Annotated in this window: 22 protein-coding genes; 7 read left to right on the forward strand and 15 right to left on the reverse strand. The window is 48.6% G+C overall.

Going from position 1 to position 24,800, the window contains the following annotated elements; genetic code table 11:
• The first annotated feature begins 17 nt into the window (after positions 1–17).
• The gene (locus Q1B04_RS04055; protein WP_299755858.1) at positions 18–245 is read left to right on the forward strand and encodes a DUF2798 domain-containing protein; all 228 of its coding nucleotides are present in this window, start codon (positions 18–20) and stop codon (positions 243–245) included.
• A gap of 90 nt (positions 246–335) precedes the next feature.
• Here Q1B04_RS04055 and Q1B04_RS04060 read toward each other — a convergent pair whose 3' ends face one another.
• A complete protein-coding gene (locus Q1B04_RS04060; protein WP_299755860.1) occupies positions 336–611 on the reverse strand; it encodes a hypothetical protein in 276 nt (91 codons plus the stop codon).
• Positions 612–933: 322 nt separating this feature from the next.
• On the opposite strand from Q1B04_RS04060, the gene Q1B04_RS04065 reads away from it, so the two are divergent.
• Positions 934–3,141, forward strand: a complete 2,208-nt coding sequence (locus tag Q1B04_RS04065; RefSeq protein ID WP_299755862.1) for a radical SAM protein — start codon at positions 934–936, stop codon at positions 3,139–3,141.
• A gap of 46 nt (positions 3,142–3,187) precedes the next feature.
• Here the strand turns inward: Q1B04_RS04065 and Q1B04_RS04070 are convergent, their stop codons facing one another.
• The 13 genes from Q1B04_RS04070 to Q1B04_RS04130 all read right to left on the reverse strand — a co-directional run bounded on the left by Q1B04_RS04070 (position 3,188) and on the right by Q1B04_RS04130 (position 19,328).
• The gene (locus Q1B04_RS04070; protein WP_299755864.1) at positions 3,188–4,108 is read right to left on the reverse strand and encodes a DUF6624 domain-containing protein; all 921 of its coding nucleotides are present in this window, start codon (positions 4,106–4,108) and stop codon (positions 3,188–3,190) included.
• Between the two features lie 661 nt (positions 4,109–4,769).
• On the reverse strand, positions 4,770–6,797 hold the full coding sequence (gene uvrB, locus Q1B04_RS04075; RefSeq protein ID WP_299755865.1) for an excinuclease ABC subunit UvrB: 2,028 nt from the start codon (positions 6,795–6,797) through the stop codon (positions 4,770–4,772).
• A 345-nt stretch (positions 6,798–7,142) separates the two neighbouring features.
• The gene (locus Q1B04_RS04080) at positions 7,143–8,147 is read right to left on the reverse strand and encodes a kelch repeat-containing protein (RefSeq protein ID WP_299755868.1); all 1,005 of its coding nucleotides are present in this window, start codon (positions 8,145–8,147) and stop codon (positions 7,143–7,145) included.
• A 9-nt stretch (positions 8,148–8,156) separates the two neighbouring features.
• Positions 8,157–9,479, reverse strand: coding sequence for a DUF4270 family protein (locus Q1B04_RS04085; RefSeq protein WP_299755870.1), 1,323 nt, complete (start codon positions 9,477–9,479; stop codon positions 8,157–8,159).
• Between the two features lie 431 nt (positions 9,480–9,910).
• On the reverse strand, positions 9,911–10,288 hold the full coding sequence (locus Q1B04_RS04090) for a hypothetical protein (RefSeq protein ID WP_299755872.1): 378 nt from the start codon (positions 10,286–10,288) through the stop codon (positions 9,911–9,913).
• A 279-nt stretch (positions 10,289–10,567) separates the two neighbouring features.
• Positions 10,568–12,265: a PorT family protein gene (locus Q1B04_RS04095; protein ID WP_299755874.1), complete on the reverse strand. Its 1,698-nt coding sequence runs from the start codon at positions 12,263–12,265 to the stop codon at positions 10,568–10,570.
• Positions 12,249–12,827: an RNA polymerase sigma factor gene (locus Q1B04_RS04100; RefSeq protein ID WP_299755877.1), complete on the reverse strand. Its 579-nt coding sequence runs from the start codon at positions 12,825–12,827 to the stop codon at positions 12,249–12,251. Before Q1B04_RS04100 ends, Q1B04_RS04095 begins: the two co-directional genes overlap by 17 nt.
• Positions 12,828–13,501: 674 nt before the next feature.
• Positions 13,502–14,242: a shikimate dehydrogenase gene (locus Q1B04_RS04105; protein ID WP_299755880.1), complete on the reverse strand. Its 741-nt coding sequence runs from the start codon at positions 14,240–14,242 to the stop codon at positions 13,502–13,504.
• 19 nt (positions 14,243–14,261) lie between these two features.
• On the reverse strand, positions 14,262–15,206 hold the full coding sequence (locus tag Q1B04_RS04110) for a DUF368 domain-containing protein (RefSeq protein WP_299755882.1): 945 nt from the start codon (positions 15,204–15,206) through the stop codon (positions 14,262–14,264).
• A 105-nt stretch (positions 15,207–15,311) separates the two neighbouring features.
• Positions 15,312–16,085, reverse strand: coding sequence for a phosphosulfolactate synthase (locus tag Q1B04_RS04115; protein ID WP_299755885.1), 774 nt, complete (start codon positions 16,083–16,085; stop codon positions 15,312–15,314).
• 6 nt (positions 16,086–16,091) lie between these two features.
• A complete protein-coding gene (locus Q1B04_RS04120; protein WP_299755887.1) occupies positions 16,092–17,489 on the reverse strand; it encodes a tetratricopeptide repeat protein in 1,398 nt (465 codons plus the stop codon).
• A gap of 66 nt (positions 17,490–17,555) precedes the next feature.
• On the reverse strand, positions 17,556–18,548 hold the full coding sequence (locus Q1B04_RS04125; protein ID WP_299755889.1) for an NAD-dependent epimerase/dehydratase family protein: 993 nt from the start codon (positions 18,546–18,548) through the stop codon (positions 17,556–17,558).
• 30 nt (positions 18,549–18,578) lie between these two features.
• Positions 18,579–19,328, reverse strand: coding sequence for a CpsB/CapC family capsule biosynthesis tyrosine phosphatase (locus Q1B04_RS04130; RefSeq protein ID WP_299755892.1), 750 nt, complete (start codon positions 19,326–19,328; stop codon positions 18,579–18,581).
• A 242-nt stretch (positions 19,329–19,570) separates the two neighbouring features.
• Here Q1B04_RS04130 and Q1B04_RS04135 point away from each other — a divergent pair, with 242 nt between their 5' ends.
• The 4 genes from Q1B04_RS04135 to raiA all read left to right on the forward strand — a co-directional run bounded on the left by Q1B04_RS04135 (position 19,571) and on the right by raiA (position 22,332).
• Entirely contained in the window at positions 19,571–20,710 is a 1,140-nt protein-coding gene (locus Q1B04_RS04135; RefSeq protein ID WP_299755895.1) for an acyl-CoA dehydrogenase family protein, read from the forward strand.
• 150 nt (positions 20,711–20,860) lie between these two features.
• Positions 20,861–21,055, forward strand: coding sequence for a 30S ribosomal protein S21 (rpsU, locus tag Q1B04_RS04140; protein WP_299755897.1), 195 nt, complete (start codon positions 20,861–20,863; stop codon positions 21,053–21,055).
• A 71-nt stretch (positions 21,056–21,126) separates the two neighbouring features.
• The gene (locus Q1B04_RS04145) at positions 21,127–22,005 is read left to right on the forward strand and encodes a tyrosine-type recombinase/integrase (protein WP_299755899.1); all 879 of its coding nucleotides are present in this window, start codon (positions 21,127–21,129) and stop codon (positions 22,003–22,005) included.
• A gap of 27 nt (positions 22,006–22,032) precedes the next feature.
• Positions 22,033–22,332 carry a ribosome-associated translation inhibitor RaiA gene (raiA, locus tag Q1B04_RS04150; RefSeq protein WP_299755902.1) on the forward strand — a complete coding sequence of 100 codons (300 nt, stop codon included), beginning with the start codon at positions 22,033–22,035 and terminating at the stop codon, positions 22,330–22,332.
• Positions 22,333–22,442: 110 nt separating this feature from the next.
• Here raiA and metK read toward each other — a convergent pair whose 3' ends face one another.
• Positions 22,443–23,747, reverse strand: coding sequence for a methionine adenosyltransferase (gene metK / locus Q1B04_RS04155; RefSeq protein ID WP_299755905.1), 1,305 nt, complete (start codon positions 23,745–23,747; stop codon positions 22,443–22,445).
• Between the two features lie 248 nt (positions 23,748–23,995).
• Here metK and Q1B04_RS04160 point away from each other — a divergent pair, with 248 nt between their 5' ends.
• Positions 23,996–24,799, forward strand: a complete 804-nt coding sequence (locus tag Q1B04_RS04160) for a phosphatase PAP2 family protein (protein ID WP_299755907.1) — start codon at positions 23,996–23,998, stop codon at positions 24,797–24,799.
• The last annotated feature ends 1 nt before the right edge of the window (position 24,800 follow it).

Raw genomic sequence — 24,800 nt, forward strand, 5'->3', positions numbered from 1 at the left:
CGTAAGAAAATAATTTTATGCCGAAGCCGATTATAAAACCACAATTGCGCCGCCAACTGCTACTGCTTGCCGCTATTTGCCTGCTGCTGGCGCTGGCCCTGGAGTTGTATACTTTTGGCTTAAACTCAGACCTGCCGCTACGCTGGCTCCGTAGCTCCTTCGTAATTTTTATACTTGTATCGCTCACAGCGCTTGCCATAGTGCCAGGCGTAAACAAAGCTGTTGACAAGGTCCTGAAAAGATAGTGCTTAAGGTAAGCATACAGAAAATAAGAAAGCCTGCGGTTAATACACGCAGGCTTTTGCTTTTCTAGGGTGTTAGTTGGAAGTGGGAAGTTATAGATGAGTTACCGCCATATGATTGGCAGAGTCATGCTCCGCTAACAGCAGCAAATTGCTTTGTAAAGCCTGAGCCATTTGCAAAGGGTTATACTTACTTCTTTCTGTAGCCTGTAAAGCATGCTGTAGACAACAGTTTGTATTTGCTGCACGACTTGTGGGAACTACCTCTTCCTGCGGCTCTGCAGAAGAGATTATCATTTTCAGATTAGCGTTTTCCTGCCAATCCAGCGCAAAAATTGCAAGTATCAACAGGAGTGTGGTTAGCACCATCTGCAGGTTTTTCCGTGTGTTCATAGTACAGGGCGTTTGTGTGGTAGTGTAGAAGGGTAAACCCCTCAGTAGCAGTTGTATTTCAGTATTCAAATATAAATGCCCGAATTGTAAATAGCAAATATTTAATATTAATTATATTTTAAGTGTAATAATATTTTCTTCCAGGTTGATAAACATACAGGTAATGTAAGCTTCAGATGAACCCGCATCCCTGCCTGGGCTGTTGCATAGGCGGCGGCTCTTAAAGTCTGCGCCATTATCTGTACTTTTGTGCAGTGGCCTTGCTGCCGCCTATATATACTTTAAGCTGAATTATACTTTGGAGAAGAAGCCTACTATACTGCTCATTACGCCACCGCTCACACAATTAAACACTCCCTATCCTGCCACAGCCTACCTCAAAGGTTTTTTGAAAAGCCGCGGCTACAGCGTTACACAGGCCGATTTAGGCATTGAACTGGTGCTGCGGATGTTCTCACGCAAAGGCCTTCAGCGTATTTTTGATGCCGTGGAGCAAGGCAACTACGAGCTTTCTGACAACAGCCTGCGCATCCTGCACCTGAAGCGCGACTACCTCAATACCATTGAGCCCGTCATCCGGTTTCTGCAGAACAAAGACCACACACTGGCGCAGCAGATCAGCTACAGTCGCTTTCTGCCCGAGGCCTCGCGCTTTGATCAGGTAGAGGATATCGACTGGGCTTTCGGTAGTATGGGCATCACTGACAGAGCCCGGTACCTGGCCACTTTATACTTGGAAGACCTCGGGGATTTGATTAAAGAAACCATATCGCCATACTTTGCCTTCAGCCGCTACGCTGATAAACTGGCCATGTCAGCCACCTCGTTCGACCCGCTGGAGGAGGCGCTGCAGGAGGAGCCGAGCCTGATAGATTTGATGTTGTTGGAGCTGCTGGAGGAGCACCTACAAAAAGCACAGCCAGATGTGGTGGGCTTTTCCATACCTTTTCCGGGCAACTTATATGGCGGCCTCCGGATGGCGAAATACATCAAAACACATTCTCCAAGTATAAAAACAGCTATGGGAGGCGGCTACCCGAACACCGAGCTGCGCAGTTTGCGTGAGCCGCGCCTGTTTAAGTACATAGATTTTGTAACGCTGGATGACGGCGAAGGCCCTTGGCTAAAGCTGCTGGAGCACCTGCAGGGCCAGCGGGAGGCGGAGCAGCTGCAGCGCACTTTTATGCTTGCCCATGGCGAGGTAAAGTATATAAATGGCAGCACAGATGCTGACATTCCGCACACGGAGGTAGGCACGCCCGACTATAGCGACCTGAAACTGCCTGATTATCTCTCGGTGATTGATGTGATAAACCCGATGCACCGCCTCTGGAGCGATGGCCGCTGGAACAAACTTACCATTGCCCACGGCTGCTACTGGAAGCGCTGCTCCTTCTGCGACATCACTCTGGATTATATAAACCGCTACGATGTGGCACCGGCCACTTTACTGGTAGACCGCATTGAGCAGATAATAGCCCAAACCGGCCAGACTGGATTCCATTTTGTAGACGAAGCCGCTCCTCCTGCCCCACTCCGCGACATGGCTATTGAGCTGATTCGCCGAGGTGTGAAAATCAGTTGGTGGGGCAACATCCGTTTTGAGAAAACCTTTACGCCGGACCTTTGCCGCCTACTGGCCGCTTCAGGCTGCATTGCTGTGTCGGGTGGTTTGGAAGTGGCGTCAGATAGGCTGCTGCAGCTCATGGCCAAGGGTGTAAGTATAGCCCAGGTGGCCCGCGTTACCGACAGTTTTACCCAGGCCGGTATTATGGTGCACGCCTACCTCATGTATGGCTTCCCGACACAAACCGCCCAGGAGACAATAGATTCGTTGGAGGTGGTGCGGCAGCTGTTTCTGAATAACGTGATCCAATCAGGTTACTGGCACCGTTTCAGCATGACGGCGCACAGCCCAGTGGGCAAGGAGCCGGAGAAGTATGGCGTAGTAAAGGTTGGCCCTCTAGAAGGCGACTTTGCAAATAACGACCTGTGGCACGAAGACCCGAAAGGCACCGACCATAGTTTGTTTGGCGAAGGGCTGGCCAAGGCGCTCTATAATTACATGCACGGCATCGGCCTGGAGGAGAAACTCTCGTTCTGGTTTGATTTTAAAGTGCCGCGCACCACAGAGAAACCTAACTCGATTGCCGAGGCTATCTCTGCCCCGCACCGCCCCGACGGCTCCCGCCCTAATGCGCGCGTGCTCTGGCTGGGCAACACCCCGGCCATCGATTTTACTATAATTGCCCAGAAAGGCCAGACCATTGAGCGCTGCCTGCTCACATTCTTTGAGAAAGGCGAGGACTTTGAGGTAAAAACTACCGCTATTATTGGTCAGTGGCTGTTTGATGTGCTGCAGAAAATTACGCCAGATAACCCGGAAGCTGTTACGCTGAAGCAGCTGGAGGCGAGTTTTCCGACGGAGGCGCACCTAAACTTTGCTGAGTTTCTGAGTTCGCCGAGCTGGTTTGAGCTAAGGGAGAAAGGACTGTTGTTGCTGTAAAGTATAAACCCGAAGCCTTTCCAGGCTTCGGGTTTATACTTTATACTTACTTGCCAGAGTTTGCCTGAGGCACTTTGTATTCAATGCCAAATCTTTTCATGTAATCCGCCAGGGGTTCCAATCCCATTTCCTCCCGGCGCTTGTCTACATTGGCTTCGTCTTCTATAGTATGAAGTTCGTACTGCCCCGTCTCATTGTTCATCTTTAGCTGACTACCATAAAGTTGAGGCTGGCCGTTGTTCATGCGCACCCTGTCCTCCATCAGCGCCACCTGGCTTTTTGCGGCCTCGCCTTTGTCTGCTGCCTCTCGCAACATGGGCAGGTATTTTTCCATTGTTTCTTTATCTGAGTGCTGGATAACAAGAAAGGCAGCCGAGCTAGCTTCTGACCCTACCAGACTTTTACCAGGCCATCCGTGCTCCTCAAGTATGGCAACCACCGCTTTTTTGTTCTCTAAATCTATTGTTCGCATCTCCTTCCACAGCGCCTGCATTTCCGGCGAGTCTGGACTGTACTTCTCCTGAGCAGGGCCGATCTTTCTCCTTATCCCTTGGTCAGTTTCATAAATTTGTTCTAGCTGCGCTTTTAACGGCTTGTTATAGTTGGCCTCAAGTACAGCCACTTTCTTCTCCAGGTCTTGAACCAATGCGTCCCACCTTTTATCTCCGTGGAGGCTGTTCAGATCAGTGTCTTGCTTTAGATGGCTTAAATTAATGTAGCCTTTATCTACCGCTTGTTCTAAGTTGGCAAAAGCCTTGTTTTTGTTTCCGGCCAAAGCCCAGGAGCAGGCAGCATTGTAGTAATCCGTAGTACTGCCTTTACCTTTTGCAAAAGCTTTCTCATACATTTCGCCAGAGGCTTTGTACTCTTCTGCATCATACTTGGCACTAGCCTCGCCAATACTTTGGGCAGATCCGGCTACAGCCATACTGGCAATTAAAAGCGCAGTTAAGAAAGTTGTCTTCATAGCATTATACTTTTGATGAGTTTGAATATAGCAATTTCATACTTTAAAAACTAAAAGTATAGTTGCTAAATTTTTCAACTTTTATACCTGTAGCTTTTGCCTGCCTTTAAGAAAACACGATGCCTCTTTTAAAATGAATGGGCGCCGCTGCGGCAGTAAGGACATACAAAATTCTTCAAAAATAATTTCCCCTTGATGCAACCTCAGCGTCTGTTTCGGCATCTTATTATCGGAAGCCGGCACTACAACTGCCAGCTTTCAGACTACTACCACTATCTACTACTTAGTAAAACTATGAAGAGAACCTGGCCCTGCTCCTGCCTCCTTGTGAGGCAGCGGCAGGAAAACCAGGAACAGCAAAGTACCTAATACCCTATTTCTACATAAAAGACAGGCACCTCAGCAAAAGCCAAGGTGCCTGTCTTGTTTTTAGGCGGTTTTGTATCTATACAGGACTCTGTGGCATCTGCCCATATGTGAGTTTGTGGCCTTGCTGCCCGTGGAGGTATCTGCAGTAGCAGCCGGTTTGCCAAAGTTACAGGCTGTGATATGTATAAAAACTTTTCAGCATGAGGTTGTAGTTTAAATATGAATGAGCAGATATGTGTAAATTAACGAAAAGGCAGCTACTTTACAGTAACTGCCTTTTTATTTGAGCAAGTTAATCTCTCTTTGTTTTTAATAGCTTCCGAAGATCGGCCAGTTCATCCCTATACTTGGCGGCCTGCAGGAAGTCGAGGTCTTTGGCGGCGGCTTCCATCTGCTTCTCTGTTTTCTTGATCAGCTTCTCCAGCTCGTCGCGCTTCATGGTCTGGATAATCGGCTCGGCAGCGATAGACACTTCTTCAGGCCCGGCATACATCTTCACTTCCTTCTTCTTGGAATCAGCAACAGAGGTCTGCCCATGGATTTCGTCACTCGTTTTAAGGATAGTACGCGGGGTAATGCCGTGCTCTTCGTTATAGGCCATCTGCGTGGCGCGGCGGCGGTTTGTCTCGTCAATGGCGCGCTGCATGGAACCGGTCATACGGTCGGCGTACATAATTACCTTGCCCTTTTCGTTACGTGCGGCGCGGCCCATGGTCTGTATCAGGGAGCGCTGGTCGCGCAGGAAGCCTTCTTTATCGGCGTCAAGTATAGCTACCAGGCTTACCTCCGGCAAATCGAGCCCCTCCCGCAGCAGGTTCACCCCGATCAGGACATCAATTATACCTAAGCGCAATTCACGCAGTATCTCCACCCTGTCCAGCGATTTTACTTCGGAGTGCAGGTACTTTACTTTAATGTTGAGTCGCTCCAGGTACTTGGTCAGTTCCTCAGACATACGCTTTGTCAGGGTAGTTACCAGTACACGTGCTCCTTCTTTTACGCGCTCATCTATTTCATCCAGCAGGTCGTCTACCTGGTTTGTACTTGGCCTCACCTCAATTACCGGATCCAGCAAGCCTGTTGGGCGGATGATCTGCTCTACTATTACACCCTCTGATTTCTGTATCTCATAATCGCCGGGCGTGGCGCTCACAAATACTACCTGGTGCATCAGGCTCTCGAATTCATTAAACGTGAGTGGCCGGTTATCCATGGCGGCAGGCAAACGGAAGCCATACTCCACCAAGGCCACTTTCCTGGATCTGTCGCCGCCCCACATGGCCCGCACCTGCGGCACCGTTACGTGGCTCTCGTCTATCACCATCATAAAATCATCCGGGAAATAATCGAGCAGACAGAAAGGACGCGCACCTGGGGAGCGCCGGTCGAAGTAGCGGGAGTAGTTCTCGATGCCGGAGCAGTAACCAAGCTCGCGTATCATTTCCAGGTCAAACTCTGTTCGCTCTTTAATGCGCTTCGCCTCTGCCGGCCGGTCTTCTTTCAGGAAATAATCGTGCTGCGCCACCATGTCATACTGTATCTCCGAGATAGCCTGCTGCAGCGTATCCTTACCCGTCACAAAGAGGTTGGCCGGGTAAAGTGTCACGGCTTTCTCGTCTGAGAGTTTTTTGCCGGATTGCGGGTCTATGCGGTGTATCTGCTCCAACTCATCGCCGAAGAAGTATAAACGGTAGGCGAAGTCTGCGTAAGCCGGATAAATATCTACTGTATCGCCTTTTACCCGGAATGTTCCACGTGTGAACTCGGCTTCGGTGCGGCTGTAAAGTATCTGCACAAAAGTATAAAGCAGGTTATTGCGGCTGTAGCGCTGCCCCGGCGCCAAGTGGATCACATTTTTGCCAAACTCCTCCGGGTTACCGATACCATAGATACATGACACTGATGCCACCACAATTACATCGCGACGCCCTGAGAGCAGCGCCGATGTGGTATGCAGGCGCAGTTTCTCGATTTCCTCGTTAATTTGCAGGTCTTTTTCGATGAACACATCCGAAGAGGCGATGTAGGCTTCGGGCTGGTAATAGTCGTAGTAGGAGATAAAGTACTCCACTGCGTTTTCCGGAAAAAACTGCTTAAATTCACCGTACAGCTGCGCGGCAAGTGTTTTATTGTGGCAAAGCACCAATGTAGGCTTGCCTGTATTTTTGATAACGTTAGCCATGGTAAACGTTTTGCCGGTGCCTGTAGCTCCCAGCAAAACCTGTACAGGCTCTCCTTTATTTATGCCTTCTGTAAGTTGTGCAATTGCCTTGGGCTGGTCGCCGGTCGGCTGAAACTCTGATGTCAGTTTGAAATCCATTCGCTTAATTTACGGATGAGTAAAGATAAACTATAACATGTAAAATACATGGTAAGTTTGCCTTCTGGCCAATTTATACCTGCTGTACGGTGGCCGTTTTAAAAAGCTAAAAACAAAGAAAAAGCCTGCTGCAGAACAACAGGCTTAGTGCTTATATTACAGAAAATCTTTTACGTGTTGGGTGCTCTGATTACAGGCAATCCCAGGCTGCCGCATTCAGATCACACCACAGGTAAAACCTGTTAAAGCATAACACTTTTTAAGCGCTGTTGGTTACTTGTAAGTATAAAAAAAACAGCCCGGCTGAAAGGCCAGGCTGCTCTGATACTAGGTTTATTTAACCCGCTATTCGTTCACTATAGTTGGGTTTAGCTGCCAAATGTCGTCATAGTGCAGGGAGCCGCTGTTGCCGAGGCCAACATAGCCGTAGTCGCCGATGCCGAAGCCTATTGCTCCCACTCTTATGCCTCCTTTAAAACTGCCAAGCTGTGTCCAGGTGTCGCTGGCCGGGTCAAATTTCCAGACGTCATTTAACGATGCGCCGTTGGTGCCGCCCACTACATAGCCATTGTTTTGGATAGAAAAAGTAGCCGCATACGTGCGAGGCGCTGGATAATCTTCATCCGGGCGCTGCTCATTTGTCAGCGTTTTCAGTGTTCTCCATTGGCTTGTTGCCGGATCAAACTCCAGCAGGTCCGTCTGGTATACATTGTTGTTCTGGCCACCGCCTACATAGCCTTTGCCGTTTACGGTGAAGGCGAAACCATTCAGACGCTTAGCTCCTATCAAGCCTACTTGCTCTGTCCAGGTGGCAGTGGCAGGATCATACTTCCAGAAATCTTTCTGATAATTACCGTCAAAGCCGGCACCTATGTAACCTGCGTTGCTGAACGACATGGCGATAGCACCGTAACGGGCAGTGGCCGGAAAATCTGCTATCTGTGTCCAGGTGTTGGCTGCAGGGTCATACTCGTAAAAATCGTTCAGGTAGCCAGTGCCGTCATAGCCGGTCCCAATGTAGCCTTTGCCGTTGGCGGAAAAGCCTACTGCCGCACTACGGGCCGCTCCCGGAAAGTCTGCTTTTTTTACCCAGTTGTTTGTGGCGGCATCAAACATCCAAAAGTCGTTCAGGCGTTTGGAGCCGTCGTGGCCGGTACCCACGTATGCCTTTCCGTCTATTACAAATGATACTGAACTGCTGCGGGCTACTCCGGCGAAGTCTGACTGTTTCTGCCACTCTCCCAGCAGTACCTCATCATCACTGTCGCTTTCGCAGGAAGACAGTATGCCCACCGATAGCAGCAAAGCCATCAGCATAAACAGGCGTGTGTTTTTAAAAGGGATTTTCATAGTTGTAGATTATTGGATAGTAGTATAATAGATGCGGAGACTGATATTCTTTATGTTTTTGTTCTGCGCTCCCACCACCAAGCGACTGGCACCGTTTCTAAAATCTGTCTCAGCCGGCGCCAAGTATAAAGGCTGATCTATGCGACCCTCTCTTGTCAACTTATCGATCAGGTACTCGGTAATAGAGAATTCATAACGTCCGTCTGTGGCTGTTTCGCTAGATTTGATAAAGCTTGAGGTAAGAGGAATTCCATCTGTGTTATACTCTATAACCAGCGGTGAGTAAAGTACATTGCTGGTGCTTGTTTCGTATAAGCCAACCGAAGACGGCACCGGGAAAGGATATGTGGTAGTTGTGCCTCTGAATGGCTCTACCACTAGGGTTACTTTGTTGATGAACTCCGGCTTCAGTTTTTCCTTCAGTTTCTCCAGGTAAGGTATTTCCAGCTTAATCACCAGGCCTGTTCCTGACTGCGCCACGCTTATGTCGTTGGTAGCAGTTGCTGGCAGCTCTCCACTATCTTTTAGCCCTTGCAGCGGTGAACCTGTAAAGTCGCCTTCTACCTTATTGTATTGCAGACTTGAGTTGATCAGCGGGAAATCATAGCTTTTCACTGTTCTGGTGCCGCCAGATGCAGCAGGCTCAGAATAATAAAGGCGCACCATAGCACCAGCTGTAGAGAAACCTAGCACGGCGTTGCCGGCTGTAGCTTCAATACCCAGGCCTTTGAAGTATGCGACAAAGTTCTGGGTATCTTTTATTTTATCGTCGCTCGCTTTTTTCAGGTCGAACCACTGCTGCCCCAGCGCATTGCTGAGGTCAATAGCCAGTGTGTCTTTTCTAACCGGCCTTGGCGCAAACGTATACGTTCCTACTGCTTCAGGCTTAACAGTAGCCTTACTTACATTGTAAAATCCTGAATTCTGATAAAAGAATGAATACGGCTCCTCGTTTGGCATAGTAGGCGGCAAACCGCGCGCTGTCAGCGTAGAGCTAAGCTCATTTACACGAAGCGTTATGTTTTGTGTAGTATCGCCGTAGTAGTAACCTGATGTTGGCAAGATCAGCTTCAGCGAATCGTAAGTAGCGCCCTCTGCAGGAGCAGCCAGTGAGCTACCTGGGCCTACCTGAAAATAAGTAGAAGCGTGCAGCATTCCGGTTTGCGGCGTAGTATACTGGCCTACCAGCATGTTGCTTCTACCGGAGTTAGCCACCGAATCCACCATCACGGTAGATACATTAATAGTAAGCGTGTCGGTAAACGTGCCGGACACGTTATCCTCTACCAACTCCAGCCCCAGCTCATTCGGGTCCTCACAAGAGGCCAGCATGAACACGGTGCCTAAGCAGCAAAGTAGTTTAAGAAATCTTTTTCTGGAAGTTGATTTTGTTGGGAATGACATATAATGACCTTAAAAACAGGTTTTCTTCAAATTAACTGCGATGCTTCTGTAGATTTTGCCTCACCTGATTTTGAAGAGAAACAGTGTGTATATATTCTTTACTAAATTATAGCCACAAAGCCACAATTTATTCAGCCTCAAATATAACACTATATTTTCTTCAACAGAAAGATATTACCTTCTGTAAACTCTTAACCGCTCCGATTATTGCACAACCAGCGGCCTAGATCACCTCATTTAAAAATATTTTTAGAGAAGGTTTCTTCGGCACATTAAGGTATACAAAAAGCCTGCCTGGCAGACCTCCTGCATTCACTCACCTTAACAGGTAATCACAGTATACTTAATTGGAAATTCTTTTATAGTTCTGCCTCAGAACCTCCGCACACAGACATCACTTTTACCACCGGGTACATCATAAAATTGGCTGTGCAGCGTGGGCCATCGGAGCCGTTCAGTTGCAGGCGCAGGCTCACCTTCATGCCTACCTGTTTATACTTGTCGGGCAGGTTGTTTGTGGTAACGTAGCCTCCGTGCAGCTGCCCCACGTATGTCCCGGTTTTACCCGCCACTTCCTCAGAATCATCCTTCAGCTTAAGTATATACCAGCCCGGCTGGCAGTCCTGAGCCACTACCTCAGCGGTGGTGCAGGTTGGCATGGGCGCCGTTTTGGCACAACCTGATGCCAGCAGTGCCAGGCAAAGGTATAGCAGGGTTAGGTAGCTTAGGCTTTTCATAAGGGTTGCGCTGTTGGTAAAGTGTTTTCAATTGCCTGGCAGGTTAGCTTTGCTTTCTGCAGGCATGTTTCATAGCTCAGAATATGGCACCAGAATTAAAGTATGGCCAAGAGTAGAACGGCCAGCAACAGATACCAACCGTACAGGTTTTCGCGCGCAGCGAAGGCGCATAACTCCAACAGGTTCAACAGTGGTTTCATAGTACCAGGCTTTTATCTTCTACACTTTTATGACCCCAAAGTATACCTGCGCGTTGCAAGTCCGTCTAAAATAAAAATCTTATTTGCGGCCGGAGCCTAAGTCATAGTTCAGGGCCATGTTGATGCCCATTGTATAAGGCTTGCCCTGTGGTGCTTGCGCCTTCTCCGGCGAGGAAAGCATGGTATCAAAATACGCCCTGTATTCCGGACCTACAGTTACCGATACATTGTTGGAAAGACGCTTGCCTACGCCGGCAGTTACGTTGCCAGACCACTGCAGCTTGCGGAACGGCGAGTTCTCGTCGCCAAGCTCGTAGTCTATGTCGCGCACTTCTGCGGAGGATGCAAGTATGGATGTTTGCAGCAGAATATTGGCTGCCACGCCGCCGCCTGCAAACCAAAACCAATCTTTGCCCATTTTACCTTCGTACTGTACCCCTACCGGAACAGTAAGGTGGCGGTAGCGGTAAGTTACATCAAACTCGTTGGTTCTGGCTACGCTGAGTGAGTCAGAGGCGTAGTTGCTGCTAAGAGACGGAACAAAGATGGTAGTTGCCCCCGGTGTCTCGGCTTTCTGGGCCCCTGGTTTACGCCAGAACTGCTGAATCACATAGCTTGATTTAGAACGGGCAGTATTCTGTGTAAAGCCCAGGCCACTCAGCAGCTTCCACTTCTTACCCAGCTTTAAACCGGCTTTTGCTTCTACCCCGAAAGAGAACCCCGGCTCCACTTCCTCTTTGTGCTCCTCAGTGGCCTCATCCATCATTCTGGCCGACTGCTGCATGGCAGTAGGGGGTGCAAACGAGGCAAAGCTGCTAACCGGGCCCATACGCTGGGTTGGCATGCCGATATTCTGTTCAAAATAGCTCGGGGCGTAAGCCATCCCCACAGACCACCTGCCGGCAGCTGCCTCTTTATGATCAGACTCTATGGCACCAGCGGAAGCCAATGCATTTTGCTCAGATCTATACATTTGCTGCACCGCATCCTGCTCCGCCTTCAGCTGCTTCATACGGCTCATCACAATCTCGTTCAGCTTCCTGAAATCGTCCGTGACTTCTGGGGCTGTTTGGGCAAAAGCAGGTGTGCCGGCAGATACAAAGCCCGAGGAGTTAACCGACCTATCTGTAAAGGCACGGTGCATACTTTCGAGTCTGGAAAACATACTTCGCACGTTCATTGCCTCTCTGCTGGCCTGGTTGTTTTTAGTCGCGGCTCCATACTTAGCAGCCGGTAAACTGTGCCAAGCACTTGGGTCTGAAGTGGCCGTAACGCTGGCAACAACCGGCACCTCTAGCTGCACCTGGTTTGCCATACTGTTGGCTTCTGGCACTGTTTTGCTGCTCTTGGCTGCTCTGGCTATACTTGCACGGATTGGCTCCTGCTGCTCTGCCGCCTCCAGTTTTAGTGGCTGCACCGCTTCTTGCATGGCTTCGGCAATGGCCTTGTCATTAGTTGAGGCTTCGTGAGGTGTTACTGCCTGGGGTGTGGCGGCAATAGCTTCGTTTTGCTGCTGTACTTGCGCCATCGGTGCTGCGGCAGGCCCGCTGAAATAGTAAGCTGCAAAACCACCGGCTACCAGCAGCAGCGTTACGCAGGCCGCGGCCAACTGTTTGTAAAACAGCATTCCCCGTTTGTACTGCCCGTTTTCCTGCACTGTCAGGCTATGGTCTATGCGGGCCCAAAGATCTGCGGACGGTGAAGCCTCAGCGTCCTGCATGCGGCGGCGGAACTCATCTTCCAGGCCTCCGCGCTTATTATTAGTTGCTGATGACATGTTCCTTAAGTTTTTTTTCCTGGCGCAGCAGCATACTTTGCAGTATAGCTCTTGCACGCGAATATTGTGATTTTGAGGTCCCTTCTGATATGCCCAGCATCTCGCCGATTTCTTTGTGGTTGTAGCCCTCTATGGCGTAGAGGTTAAAAACCATACGATAGCGGGGCGCCAGGCTCTGGATCATTCCCAAAAGCTCGTCCATCGTGTAGCCGCTCAGATTAACGTCATCAGAGCTAAGATTGGCCACCTCTTCCGCCTCGTGCGATACGGTCAGCAATTGTTTGCTGCGCAGGTGCTTCAGGGCTGTGTTGATCATGATGCGGCGAACCCAGAACTCCAGTGGGCAATCCTTTTTAAAGTTTTGGATATTGTTGAATACTTTTATGAAAGCATCCTGCATAATATCCTCCGCCTCAAAGGTTGTGGGGGCATAACGCAGGCAGACCACCATCATCTTTTTAGAGTACAGGTCATAGAGCAGGCGCTGCATATCGCGTTTCCCCGCGATGCACCCTTCTATGAGCTTATCCTCCTCTGACTTTGATTTTGTAAAAAGCTTCAAATATGGCCTGCTTTACGTTTGTTTTCTTCTATGATTCCTGGCAGGCACTTAAGGTTGCAAGCAGGTTGAAATATTTTTGTGGAACGATGGTTTGCACCTCGTGCGCATTTCCCCAAACCTATCCTCTTATTGGTAAAGGTATAAAATTACAATGATCAATGCTGCAGCAAAGGCAACTGCTTTTATTACAGGTGCACCCACTTGCTATGGCAACTGCTGCAGCCAGGAGAAAAGCTTTACAAAGAGATAAGTATGGTGGAGTTACCTGATAATTTTCTAGGGAAGAAAACAGGCAAATTATATCGACAGCGGCAAAGCTAGAAGCATGAAATGGGTTTGTTGAGGGAATGATACTCAGCCCAAATAAGGAGCTTAGTTATAGCTAGCCAGTTTGGCACATTTGGCACAGGAGATTTATAAAAAGGAAAGCCTCCCAGGGATGAGAGGCTTTCTTCTTTCGCAGCAAGCTTGTAGTGTTGTAAATCATCTTAAACCTCGCTCAAAAGATCTTTATACTGTAATATAGTTGAGTCAAGTAGGTATCGTCTGCCATTGCTTCCGCGTGTATAAGCACGACATCTAGGTAAAGCAAACGTGCTATACTCCTTAAACGCATATAACACAAGGCAAAGTTGCACTACAACAGGCTTTTTTCGCTTAAACAATTGTATAGATTAATATTCTAAATTCCAAATATTCCAGGAAGCCTCTGCTTGTGCGCGAAGCATAGGAATACCATTCATAGCTTTGGCGCCCTGAGCGGCACATTGCTGCAAAAACAGCGTCTGCTCCGGATTGTATACTAGATCGTAACAGTAATGCCGCTGATTTATACTTTTATACGGCAGCTCCGGCGCCTCTTGCACTTGCGGGTACATACCCAAAGGTGTAGTATTGATGATCAGGTTATACGCTTGCAGCAGTTCCGGTGTCAGCTGGGCATAACTCACCTGCCCTTCGGCCGCTGACCTGGATACCCGCAGGTACGGGATGTGCAAAGCATCCAGTGCAGCCCAAACAGCTTTGGCTGCACCGCCTGTGCCCAGCACTAGCGCCTGCCCGTGTTCCTGCTGCGGGTAAAACTCTTCCAGCGTACTTTTAAACCCAATATAATCTGTGTTGTAGCCTTTGGTTTTTCCGTCACTGATTTTAATGGTGTTAACAGCTCCGATTGTAGCAGCCGCTTTATCCAGATCATCTAACAGCGCCACTACCTGCTCTTTATAGGGCACGGTTACGTTCAGGCCCACCAGTTCCGGCTCCTGCTGCAGTAGCTTTGGAACCCCCTGCACTTTGGGTAGCTCATACAGCTCATAACCAGCATCGGCTATTCCCTCTCGCTCAAATTTTTCTGTGAAGTATTTTTTGGAGAAGGAGTGCCCAAGTTTTTTACCGATGAGTCCGAATTTGCGCATGGTCAGAAAAGCGTAGAATCTATACTTGTGTTGTGCTATCGTCAGTGAAACGGTCTATCAAATACACGAGCAGAAAGCCGAAAATAGCCAGCACTACACCATATAGCAAGTATGGCTCCTGCCCTGTTATAGCCTCGTAGTTGCCTGGCAACACGTTTTCCTGCACCAGTGGCTTTACCTCTCCGTGGCGGTCGGTGTAGGTCTCGATAGTTTCTTTCCAGGGCCATACTTTATTTAGAGACCCAACCATGAAGCCTGTAAGCAGCGCGACAGTTACGTTGTGAAACCGCTTCAGCATAAAATTCAGCACATGCGAAAAAGCCAGAATACCGGTTACGCAGCCTAACCCGAACACGGCAATCACATCCAAGCGCAGCTCTTTAAGCGAAAGCATGATAAACTCATACTTCGCCAACAGCACAAGTATAAAACTGCCTGATATTCCGGGCAAAATCATGGCACAAATAGCTATTGCCCCAGACATAAATATAAACCAGTAAGCCTCCGGGGTAAAGCCAGGAGTAGCCACTGTTATGTAAAAGGCGATAGCTACACCGGCCAAACCAGCCAGCAGCACCCCCAACGTCCAGCGGCTAATTTTTTTTCCAACCACCAACGCCGACGCTACGATTAAGCCAAAAAAGAAGGACCAAAGCATCTCCGGGAAATTTGCCAGCAGATACAGGATCAGCCTGGACAGCGATGCGAAAGACAAGCCTATGCCTGCCAACAGCACCACCAGGAAGTTGCCGTTGATGTGCCTCCAAAAGCCTTTCAGGTTAAAGCGCAGCAACAGTTTCAGGGCCTCGCCGTTTACCGAGCGGATAGAGCCCAATAGCTCTTCATAAATTCCGGTGATAAAAGCGATGGTGCCACCCGACACACCCGGCACCACATCTGCGGCGCCCATGCCCACGCCTTTAGAAAACAGCAGCAGGTACTCTCGTAAAGTTCTTCTTTTCATAAAAAATGATACAGCTATACGTATGCGGCTACGGCTGAAAAACAAAATTGCCCGTGCGGCCACACCGACGGGCAATTTATACTTTTGTGTTTATACTTTAACCTTCTAGCAAGGTTTTTCCATGTTCAGGAAGGAGTCAAATGTATCGCCGCGCAATCCCAGACGGATTGTTTCCAGCGGAATGACTTCGTTTGGCGCAATATTCCCTAAGTTTACATTTGTGCCCAGCAGCTTGATAAACCATACTTGCTGCGCTTTCTGAGGAGCTTCCCAAAGGATTTTCTCAAACGGAATCTGGGTCAGGATCTCTTCCACCAGACCGCTACGCACCTCGCCGGTAGAGCGGAACAGGCCCACATTACCGCCTTCGCGGGCTTCACCGATTACTTTCCAAGCGCCGGCTTCCAGCTCTGCCTTCATTAGCTTGATCCACATGTAAGGCGGGATGATTTTCTCGGCATCCTTAGACCCCACCTCCGACAGCACCGTTACCTGCTCTGCCAGTTGGGAGATATATTCGCACTTTTTGTCGTGAGGCATCTCCAGCGATCCGTCAGATACTTCCGCGAAAGTCATTTCATACTTATCCAGCACACGGCGGTAGTCATCGAACTGGTTGCGCACAATAAAGGCCTCAAACAAGGTACCCCCAAAATAAGTAGGGATGCCAGCGGCCTTGTATACTTGCAGCTTCTCTTTCAGGTTAGGCGTCACGTAAGACGTGCCCCAGCCCAGCTTTACAATGTCAACATAATCTCCGGCTACTTCCAGAAAATCCTCCACCTCACGAATGCTGAGGCCTTTGTCCATGGCCATAGTAAAGCCTCGTTCGCGCGGTTTTGCGTCACGCTCCGGGATGCTATTAAGGGTATAGTTCATCTGATTTTATTTGCGGTACTGATCAATTAATCGGGCTAATGCACGCTGCGATTCCAGCTCAGGAAAGAACTCAAACAGCAGCTTGTGCTTGTCGAAGTCCAAAATTAATGCATTTTCCAGATAATTATAAGCCTCGCGGTATTTTCCTGCAGAAAGCATGTAAGCACAGGCCCTATAATATAGCTCTGCCTCCTTAGGCTGCAGTTCTATGGCGTTTAAAATAATATCTGTGGCCTGCTCAAAATTGCCCTGCTCAAAAAGTATGATAGACCAGTTGAGGTAAATATTCTTATCGTCCGGGCGGATTTCAGAGGCACGCTCGTAGCTTTCCAGCGCCGACACCACATGCCCCACCTGATATTCTGCCGCTGCCAATGCCACCCAGTAATCCGCTCCATCATCGTAAAGCTCCACCGCTTTTTTAAAAAAGTGCACCGCCTCGTACCATTTGCCCTGGGCATCAAGTATAACGCCAATGCCAAACCAGGCTTCATCCATTTCAGGGTCCAGGTCCACAGATTTTTGGTAGTAGCGCCGCGACAGGTCCCACTGCTGCAGTTTCTCGTAGCACTCACCAATGTTGCAGTAGATCTCTGCATTCGGCTCCCCATGCTCAATCATGGCATTGAAAGCCTCAATGGCTTTGGTATACTCGCCCATGTACACCAGCGCGTTAGCCATGTTATTGTAGGCTGTAATAAAATCAGGGCGGATAATAGTGGCATAGTCGTAGGCCGAGATAGCTTTGTCGTAGGCGCCCATCTTATTATACACGTTGCCCAGGTTAAACCAAGCTACATAAGAATAAGGGTCATCGTCTACGAACTTGTGGAAGAACGGCACAATCTCGCTCACAGTATTCGTGATATCGAGGCAGTAAAGGATCTCCTGCATCGCCGCCTCGTTCTCCGGGTTCAGCTCCACGCACTTTTTATAGTATTTAACTGCCGAGGCAAGCTTGCCCCAGGTTTGGTAAGCTAAGGCGATGTTAAAGTAGATATCGTCGCGGTCATCGGCGTAGGCCAGGGCTTTTTTAAAGTAATCAATGGCATCCCGAAACTCGCCGCGCTGGGTATAAATTATGCCGCGAGTCAGCTGCACGTCAGCGTTCTCTGGCTCTACCTCTGCCACTTTGTTGATTATTTCGAGGGCTTCCTCGAAGCTGCCGGACATGGCCAACAGCTGCGCCTTGTCTATCTGCAGCTCTGTGGAAAAAGGATACTGCACCAACGCAGAGTTGCAAGCGGCTAAAGCCTTCTTATACTCAAAGTTTGCAGTATAATGATCTATGATATACTCAAAATCTGTGAGGTCAAAAAAAGCGGTTTCATTGCTCCCGAGCATGCGCTCGAAACGCTGTATAAGTTCCAGCTCTTCGCTGTGTTCATCAAAGTTCTCTTTCATCTCCAGTATCCAACAAGCCGTATCAAAACAGCCTTTTCCTTACTACATTTTAACCCTGCAAATAGTTTATTTAACCCGCTGCAGGCTATTATTGGCCATCTGTTGCAGCAACTCTCGGCAAACCCAATCCACTGATTCAGAAACAGGCCTGAACTCAAACCCTATTGCCTTCCGAATTTTATCGTTGCTGAAGAAGTGTGTTTTTTTGGATACCCGCGCCGTGTCTTTGGTGATAAGCGGCCGACGGCCGGTAAGCCAAGAGCGCACATGCTCCAGCCGCCACACCACCTCCGCCAATAGCGCCGGCACCCTTACGCTGGGAGCTTTCTTGCTGAAGCAGTTTGCCGTATTCTCAAAAAACGATTTATAGCTCATCTGCTCGGCATTCAAAATAAACCTTTCTCCTGATATTTCCGAGAAGGTGAGCTGCAGCATAGCCTCTACCACATCGCGCACATCCACAAAGTTGGCTTCGCCACCAGTATAGAAAGGCCGCTCGTTATAAACATACTTGAAAAGCTGCGTGCTGCTGCGGCTCCAGTCGGCGGGGCCAAGTATAATTGAGGGATTCACAATAACGGCATTTAGTCCTTCGGCTACCCCGCGCCATACTTCCAACTCTCCAAAGTATTTAGAGCTGGCATAGGCAGACAGGTCCGCGGCAGGGTCCCACTTGGCCTTTTCTGTCAGCTGCTCCACATTTTTTGGCCGCCCGACGGCTGCTATGGAGCTGACGTGGCACAGTTTTATACTTCCGGCCTCCAGACAGGCATCCACTATGTTGGCCGTGCCTTCAATATTTATCTGCTTCAGCAGTTCCTCATCCTGCGGCGCATAAGAAACGAGGCCGGCACTATGGAAAACATACTTCACATCGGTCAGAGCATCGCGCAGCAGTGCCGGGTCTAAAATATCGCCCTGTAGCCACTGCACTTTTTCGGCACCGGCTACGGCAGGAATTTCGTTGCGGTAAAGCGCCTTTACCTGGTGCCCTTGCCGCAAAAGTTCCGGAATCAGAAAACTGCCGATCAGGCCACTGCCGCCCGTTACAAATACCATGGTTTGTGGAAGTATAAAGTATGAAGTGAATTATAATTGCCTGTTGCGCAGCGGCAAGGCCAGTGCTTTAACCAGGTGCTTTGAGCTAAGGACCTTATGTAACGAGGCAATGTGCTTCAGCCCGTGTGTGTCAGTTCCCAAAAAATCCACGAAGCCTTGCTCTATCAGCCGCTCCGCCACCTCTTTTGCCCCCGACGAATAATAGCCTACCAATGAGTTGAGGTTGGGCTGAAACATTACGCCTAGCTCCCGCAACGCAATTAGCTCCTCATACTTGCCATAAAAGTAAGTATAGCGCTCAGGGTGCGCCAGCACCGGTTGGTACCCTTTAGAGCGCATCTTAAAAATAGTTTCGCGCAGGTTTAGGGGCTCGTTGAGGAAAGATGTTTCAAACAGCAGATAGTTTTGACCGAACGTAAGCAGTTCCTCATCTCTGTCCAGCTTATCTAGCAGGCCTTCGTCCAGATAATATTCTGCCGCGCACTCCAGTTCCATTTCTATACCTGCCTCTTCTACCGCCTGTCGGAGCAAAGCAAGCTTTCCTCGTATAATTTCAGGCGTGTTTTTGTAGAAGTCGCTCATGATGTGCGGCGTCATGACCAGCTTGCGGTAACCCAGCTCTTTCATGCCCCTCACCAGTTCCAGTGATTGCTCCAGGCTATCGGACCCATCGTCTATGCCCGGCAGGATATGCGAGTGCATATCTACGCCGAGTTCGCTCAACGAGACCTCCAGCACGGGATCACTCCCCCCAAACAGGTTCTTCAAAAACTGTATCATCTAACCAACATTGATTCCTGTGGCCCTGCTGCAAAGGGCAGCACAGCAAACAAACTTCAAAATAACAGAAATTAAAATCAGTGTCAAAATAAAGCTGCCCTGTCGCATCCCCCTCTTTTACATACGCTTAAAACTATATTACTGATTGGTGCTTTGCCCTTATTTATATAGCTTTGTAAACAACCGATAATGCAATATCGTTACAGAAGCTACATATCACCTTAATTGAACCCAGACTATACATGGAATTAAAAACAACTGAAAACCAGCGCATGATTGCGGACATGGTCCGTGATTTCGGCGCAAAGCACATTAAACCCAAGATGATGGAGTGGGACGAGTCACAGGAGTTTCCGGTGGAGGTCTTCAAAAAGCTTGGAGAACTAGGCCTGATGGGTGTGCTCGTGCCTACAGAGTATGGCGGCTCAGGCTTTGGTTATCTGGAGTACGTTACCGCTATCGCAGAGCTTTCTAAAATTGATGGCTCTATTGGCCTTTCTATGGCGGCGCACAACTCGCTTTGCACAGGCCACATCCTGCAATTCGGCAACGAAGAGCAGAAAAAGAAATACCTGCCTAAGCTAGCTACTGCCGAGTGGATAGGTGCCTGGGGACTGACGGAGCCAAACACAGGCTCGGATGCTGGCAACATGCGCACTGTAGCTGTACAGGACGGCGATTACTGGGTAATCAACGGAGCCAAAAACTTTATCACACACGGTAAATCCGGAAACGTGGCTGTTGTGATTGTACGCACCGGCGAGGTAGGCGACTCCCACGGTATGACGGCTTTCGTGATAGAGAAAGGCACTGAAGGCTTTAGCGCCGGCCGCAAAGAAGACAAACTGGGCATGCGTGCCTCTGAGACTACAGAACTTATCTTCCAGGACTGCCGTGTGCACAAAGACCAGATTCTGGGCGAGGTAGGTGAAGGATTCGTGCAGGCTATGAAAGTATTGGACGGCGGCCGTATTTCTATCGCAGCCTTATCCTTAGGTATTGCACAAGGAGCTTTCGAGGCAGCTTTGGCCTACTCTAAAGAGCGCCACCAGTTTAACAAACCAATCTCTGCTTTTCAAGGTATTGCCTTTAAGCTAGCAGACATGGCTACAGAGATCGAAGCGGCATCGCTGCTTACTTACCAGGCTGCTGATATGAAGAACCGTGGCCTGAACGTAAATAAAGAATCTGCCATGGCGAAGCTTTATGCCTCAGAAGTATCGGTAAGAGTGGCTAATGAGGGGGTACAGATTTTTGGCGGCTACGGCTTTACCAAAGACTACCCTGCCGAAAAATATTACCGCGATGCCAAGCTTTGCACCATAGGCGAGGGAACAAGTGAGATACAGAAGCTTGTTATCTCAAGAGCTATGTTAAAGTAAAAGTGTGCGGGAGAGGCTAAAAAGCGGCTTCTCCCCTACTTTTTAAAATAAAACACCCTTGGCTGATAAATAATTAGCCAATAAGTTGATTTTTAAGTGTAAGGTTGCTTAAATTTGCAACCCTAAATCCAAAGAGAAGCGAGGAATAATATGATCATTGTAAACGTAAAAGATAACGAGTCTGTAGACCGTGCTCTGAAGAGATTCAAGAAGAAATTTGAGAGAACTGGAGTTTTGAAAGAACTGCGCTCAAGAGCTTATTTTGAGAAGCCATCTATTTCAAAAAGAAAGCAAAAAGAGAGAGCTGTGTACAAGCAGCAGATGTTTGCTGACCAAAACTACTAGTATATCTAGCAAGATATTTTATTTTTCCATAAATTAGGGTACCTGACTGAATAAATCGGGCACCTTAATTTATGGATTTATTTTTTAAGTACTTACAGTACGAAAAGCGGTATAGCCCGCATACCCTTACCTCTTATCATACCGATCTGGGGCAGTTTGCCGATTACCTGAAAGAGGTATACCAGATTACCGATGCCGCCGAGGCAGACCATACCATTATCCGCTCCTGGATACTTACCCTCGTGCAGAATAACATCAAGCCGCGTTCTATAAACCGGAAGATTGCCTGCCTGCGCTCCTACTATAAATTCTTACTGGCACAAGAGCGCGTAAAAGCGAACCCTATGCTGCGCATTAAAGCACCTAAGGCTACTAAAAAGCTTCCGGGCTTTGTGCAGGAGGAGCCATTTAATAACCTGCTCGATAGCTTCACTTTTGAGGATAATTTTGAGGGCCAGCGCGACAGGCTGATTTTGGAGTTTCTGTACGGCACCGGCATAAGGCTTGCTGAACTGGTAAATATTGCGCCCTCAGACATTGAAACCAGAGCCAAAACTGTTCGTGTGTTAGGCAAAGGCAACAAGGAGCGCATAGTGCCGCTAAACGACTCACTGCTGCTGGCGCTGGATGCTTACCAAACTGAAAAAAAGCGTTTTTTTGGCGATAACAATTCCGTAAAGTTGCTCGTTACTAATAAAGAACGGCCCCTTTACCCGAAGTTTGTTTATCGTGTCGTAAAAAAATACATCAGTTTGATAACCACTTCCGAACACAATAGCCCTCACGTGCTGCGACACTCCTTCGCGACCCACTTACTTAATAAGGGGGCAGACCTTAACGCTATAAAAGACTTACTTGGGCATGCCAGTCTGGCAGCCACACAAGTATACACACACAATTCCATTGAGCAACTCAAGTCAATCTTCGAGAAAGCTCACCCAAAAGCATAATAAGTTCAACTTTAAATTGTAAAGCGTATGAAGCTACAGATGCATTCCATCCATTTCGAGGCAGACCAACAATTGGCAGACTTCGTTCAGCAGAAGGTAGACAAACTCGAAACATTTTATGATCGCATAGTGGAAGGCGAAGTGTTTCTCAAACATAACAACAAGGACGGTATAGATAACAAAACCGTTGAGATTAAGCTGTTTGTGCCAGGGTCTACGCTATTCTCCCAGGAGGATGCCGCATCTTTTGAAGCCGCCGCCGACGCTGCCGTAGAGGCTATGCGCCGCCAGCTGAAGCGCTTTAAAGAGAAGCAAATGGCTCATTAACTTATACTTTATACTTACTTACTGCTTGTATGAAGCACAAAAACAGCGCAGCCTGCTAAACTTAATTAGCAGGCTGCGCTGTTTTTGTGCTTCATCAAGTCGACTTATACTTATAAACCAAACTCAGCTTTAATTTTATCAACGTAATCGAGCTTCTCCCAAGTAAAAGTTTCAAACTCTTTTACTTCTTTATGGCCATTCTTGGAAATCTCTACAGACTTCACACCCGGTGTTCTGCCCATGTGTCCGTAAGCGGCTGTTTCAGAGAAAATAGGATTCTGCAGGCCGAAGCGCTGCACGATAGCGTAAGGTCGCATATCAAACAGCTTATTTACCTTCTCAGCAATTTCTCCATCGCTCATCAGGTTGCCGCTCGCGTCTTTTACTTTGGTAGAGCCGTAAGTAGTAACATATAGGCCAACTGGTTTGGCTACACCAATCGCATAAGCTACCTGCACCAGCGCCTGGCTGGCAACACCTGCAGCTACAAGGTTTTTGGCAATATGGCGTGCCGCATAAGCCGCTGAGCGGTCTACTTTAGAGGAATCCTTTCCGGAGAAAGCACCCCCGCCGTGAGCTCCTTTACCACCATAGGTATCTACTATGATTTTACGCCCAGTTAAGCCAGTGTCGCCGTGTGGGCCTCCTATCACAAATTTACCGGTAGGGTTAATGTGATAGATAATATCCGAGTTGAACAGTTTCTGAGTACGCTCCGGTAGCTGCTTCAGCACCCGTGGCATCAGGATATTGCTCACATCCTCTTTAATCATGTCTACCATCCGGCGCTCGGCTTCGTTCTTAGCCTCATTGCTGTCGCTTTCCGCCTTCACAAACTCATCATGCTGCGTAGAGATTACGATAGTATCTATCTTCTCCGGCACGTGATTGTCGCTGTAGCGGATGGTAACCTGAGACTTTGCATCCGGGCGCAGGTAGGTCATCTCTTTGCCCTCTTTGCGGATGGCGGCAAGCTCCTGCAGCAGCAGGTGCGAAATGCTCAGTGCCAACGGCATGTAGTTGTCTGTCTCGTCTGTAGCATAGCCAAACATCATCCCCTGGTCGCCTGCACCCTGATCCTCTGGATTGGCACGCTCAACGCCCTGGTTGATATCGGCAGATTGCTCATGGATGGCCGAGATAACTCCGCAGGCATCCGCATCAAACATATATTCTGACTTTGTATACCCAATACGCTTGATCACCTCGCGGGCAACTTTCTGCACGTCTACGTAAGCTTCAGTCTTCACTTCTCCGCTCAGCACCACCAAACCTGTGGTTACTAGTGTTTCGCAGGCTACTTTTGATTGTGGGTCTTGCTTCAGGAACTCGTCTAGAAGCGCATCCGAAATCTGGTCTGCTACTTTATCTGGGTGCCCTTCTGACACAGACTCAGATGTAAATAAATAAGGCATTTTTTCTGTGGGTTTAGGTACAAAGTATAAACCGGTTGCCCCCCTTGGCAACGGGTACAAAGCTAAGACAAATCTGCCATACTTGAAACTGAATATCAGGCTTGCACAAAGGTGTGTAGTGATTTGTACACAAAAGGTTGCGGCTGCAAGGCCCTGCCAGAGATAAGAGACGCACCAAAGGCAACACAACCTTTTAAAATTATGCTCCGTTCATCTACAAAAAATTGTAACTTTTGATATAACCCTTTATGAAACGCATACTATCTATACTTTGCCTTTTAACTTTTCTAACAGGCAGCACCTACGCACAGGATGACTCCCCTTACAAAACTAGCTTTAAAGTTGATGCCCCTATTATTGCCGCAGGCATGGGCTTAAGCGCTTATGGCCTATCTCTGATGCAGGATAAAAGCGGACTTTCGGAAGAGCAGATCATAGCCCTCTCGAAAAATGACGTGAATGGATTTGACAGGTTTTCAGCGGGATACGACTCAGAAAATGCTAAGAAGATAAGCGATTTTCCGTTTTATGGTTCTTTCGCCACGCCATTTCTGATGCTACTCAATGACAATGTAGGCAATAAGGCCGGACAGGTTTTGGTGCTGTATGTAGAGACAATGGCCGTAACAGGTGCGCTCTTTACCATGACTAACGGTAATGTGGAGCGCACACGTCCGCTTGTTTACAGCAGCGAAGTTGATATTTCGGAAAAAAATGACGCCAACGCCCGTAACTCTTTTTACGCTGGCCATACAGCCGCCACTGCAAGTGCCACTTTCTTTGCAGCCAAAATCTTTCACGATTTCAACCCTGACTCAAGAGCCAGACCTTATGTGTGGGCGGCCGCAGCAGCTGTACCGGCAGCCGTAGGATACCTGCGCCTGAAAGCCGGCAAGCACTTCCTGAGCGATAACCTGTTAGGCTATGCTATGGGTGCTGCCGCTGGTATACTGGTGCCGCAGCTCCACAAAAAGGCAAACAAGCGCAATATTAGCCTGGTGCCGGTATCCGGCAAGTATTTTAACGGAGCGTTGATGACCTATACATTCTAAA

The organism is uncultured Pontibacter sp. (assembly GCF_947495565.1).
GTDB lineage: Bacteria > Bacteroidota > Bacteroidia > Cytophagales > Hymenobacteraceae > Pontibacter.

Coding starts and splice junctions, on each gene's coding strand:
- Q1B04_RS04055 (WP_299755858.1), top strand. CDS start 18: ATGCCGAAGCCGATTATAAAACCACAATTGCGCCGCCAACTGCTACTG.
- Q1B04_RS04060 (WP_299755860.1), bottom strand. CDS start 611: ATGGTGCTAACCACACTCCTGTTGATACTTGCAATTTTTGCGCTGGAT.
- Q1B04_RS04070 (WP_299755864.1), bottom strand. CDS start 4,108: ATGAAGACAACTTTCTTAACTGCGCTTTTAATTGCCAGTATGGCTGTA.
- uvrB (WP_299755865.1), bottom strand. CDS start 6,797: ATGGATTTCAAACTGACATCAGAGTTTCAGCCGACCGGCGACCAGCCC.
- Q1B04_RS04080 (WP_299755868.1), bottom strand. CDS start 8,147: ATGAAAATCCCTTTTAAAAACACACGCCTGTTTATGCTGATGGCTTTG.
- Q1B04_RS04085 (WP_299755870.1), bottom strand. CDS start 9,479: ATGCTGGCCTCTTGTGAGGACCCGAATGAGCTGGGGCTGGAGTTGGTA.
- Q1B04_RS04090 (WP_299755872.1), bottom strand. CDS start 10,288: ATGAAAAGCCTAAGCTACCTAACCCTGCTATACCTTTGCCTGGCACTG.
- Q1B04_RS04095 (WP_299755874.1), bottom strand. CDS start 12,265: ATGTCATCAGCAACTAATAATAAGCGCGGAGGCCTGGAAGATGAGTTC.
- Q1B04_RS04105 (WP_299755880.1), bottom strand. CDS start 14,242: ATGCGCAAATTCGGACTCATCGGTAAAAAACTTGGGCACTCCTTCTCC.
- Q1B04_RS04110 (WP_299755882.1), bottom strand. CDS start 15,206: ATGAAAAGAAGAACTTTACGAGAGTACCTGCTGCTGTTTTCTAAAGGC.
- Q1B04_RS04115 (WP_299755885.1), bottom strand. CDS start 16,085: ATGAACTATACCCTTAATAGCATCCCGGAGCGTGACGCAAAACCGCGC.
- Q1B04_RS04120 (WP_299755887.1), bottom strand. CDS start 17,489: ATGAAAGAGAACTTTGATGAACACAGCGAAGAGCTGGAACTTATACAG.
- Q1B04_RS04125 (WP_299755889.1), bottom strand. CDS start 18,548: ATGGTATTTGTAACGGGCGGCAGTGGCCTGATCGGCAGTTTTCTGATT.
- Q1B04_RS04130 (WP_299755892.1), bottom strand. CDS start 19,328: ATGATACAGTTTTTGAAGAACCTGTTTGGGGGGAGTGATCCCGTGCTG.
- Q1B04_RS04135 (WP_299755895.1), top strand. CDS start 19,571: ATGGAATTAAAAACAACTGAAAACCAGCGCATGATTGCGGACATGGTC.
- rpsU (WP_299755897.1), top strand. CDS start 20,861: ATGATCATTGTAAACGTAAAAGATAACGAGTCTGTAGACCGTGCTCTG.
- Q1B04_RS04145 (WP_299755899.1), top strand. CDS start 21,127: ATGGATTTATTTTTTAAGTACTTACAGTACGAAAAGCGGTATAGCCCG.
- raiA (WP_299755902.1), top strand. CDS start 22,033: ATGAAGCTACAGATGCATTCCATCCATTTCGAGGCAGACCAACAATTG.
- metK (WP_299755905.1), bottom strand. CDS start 23,747: ATGCCTTATTTATTTACATCTGAGTCTGTGTCAGAAGGGCACCCAGAT.
- Q1B04_RS04160 (WP_299755907.1), top strand. CDS start 23,996: ATGAAACGCATACTATCTATACTTTGCCTTTTAACTTTTCTAACAGGC.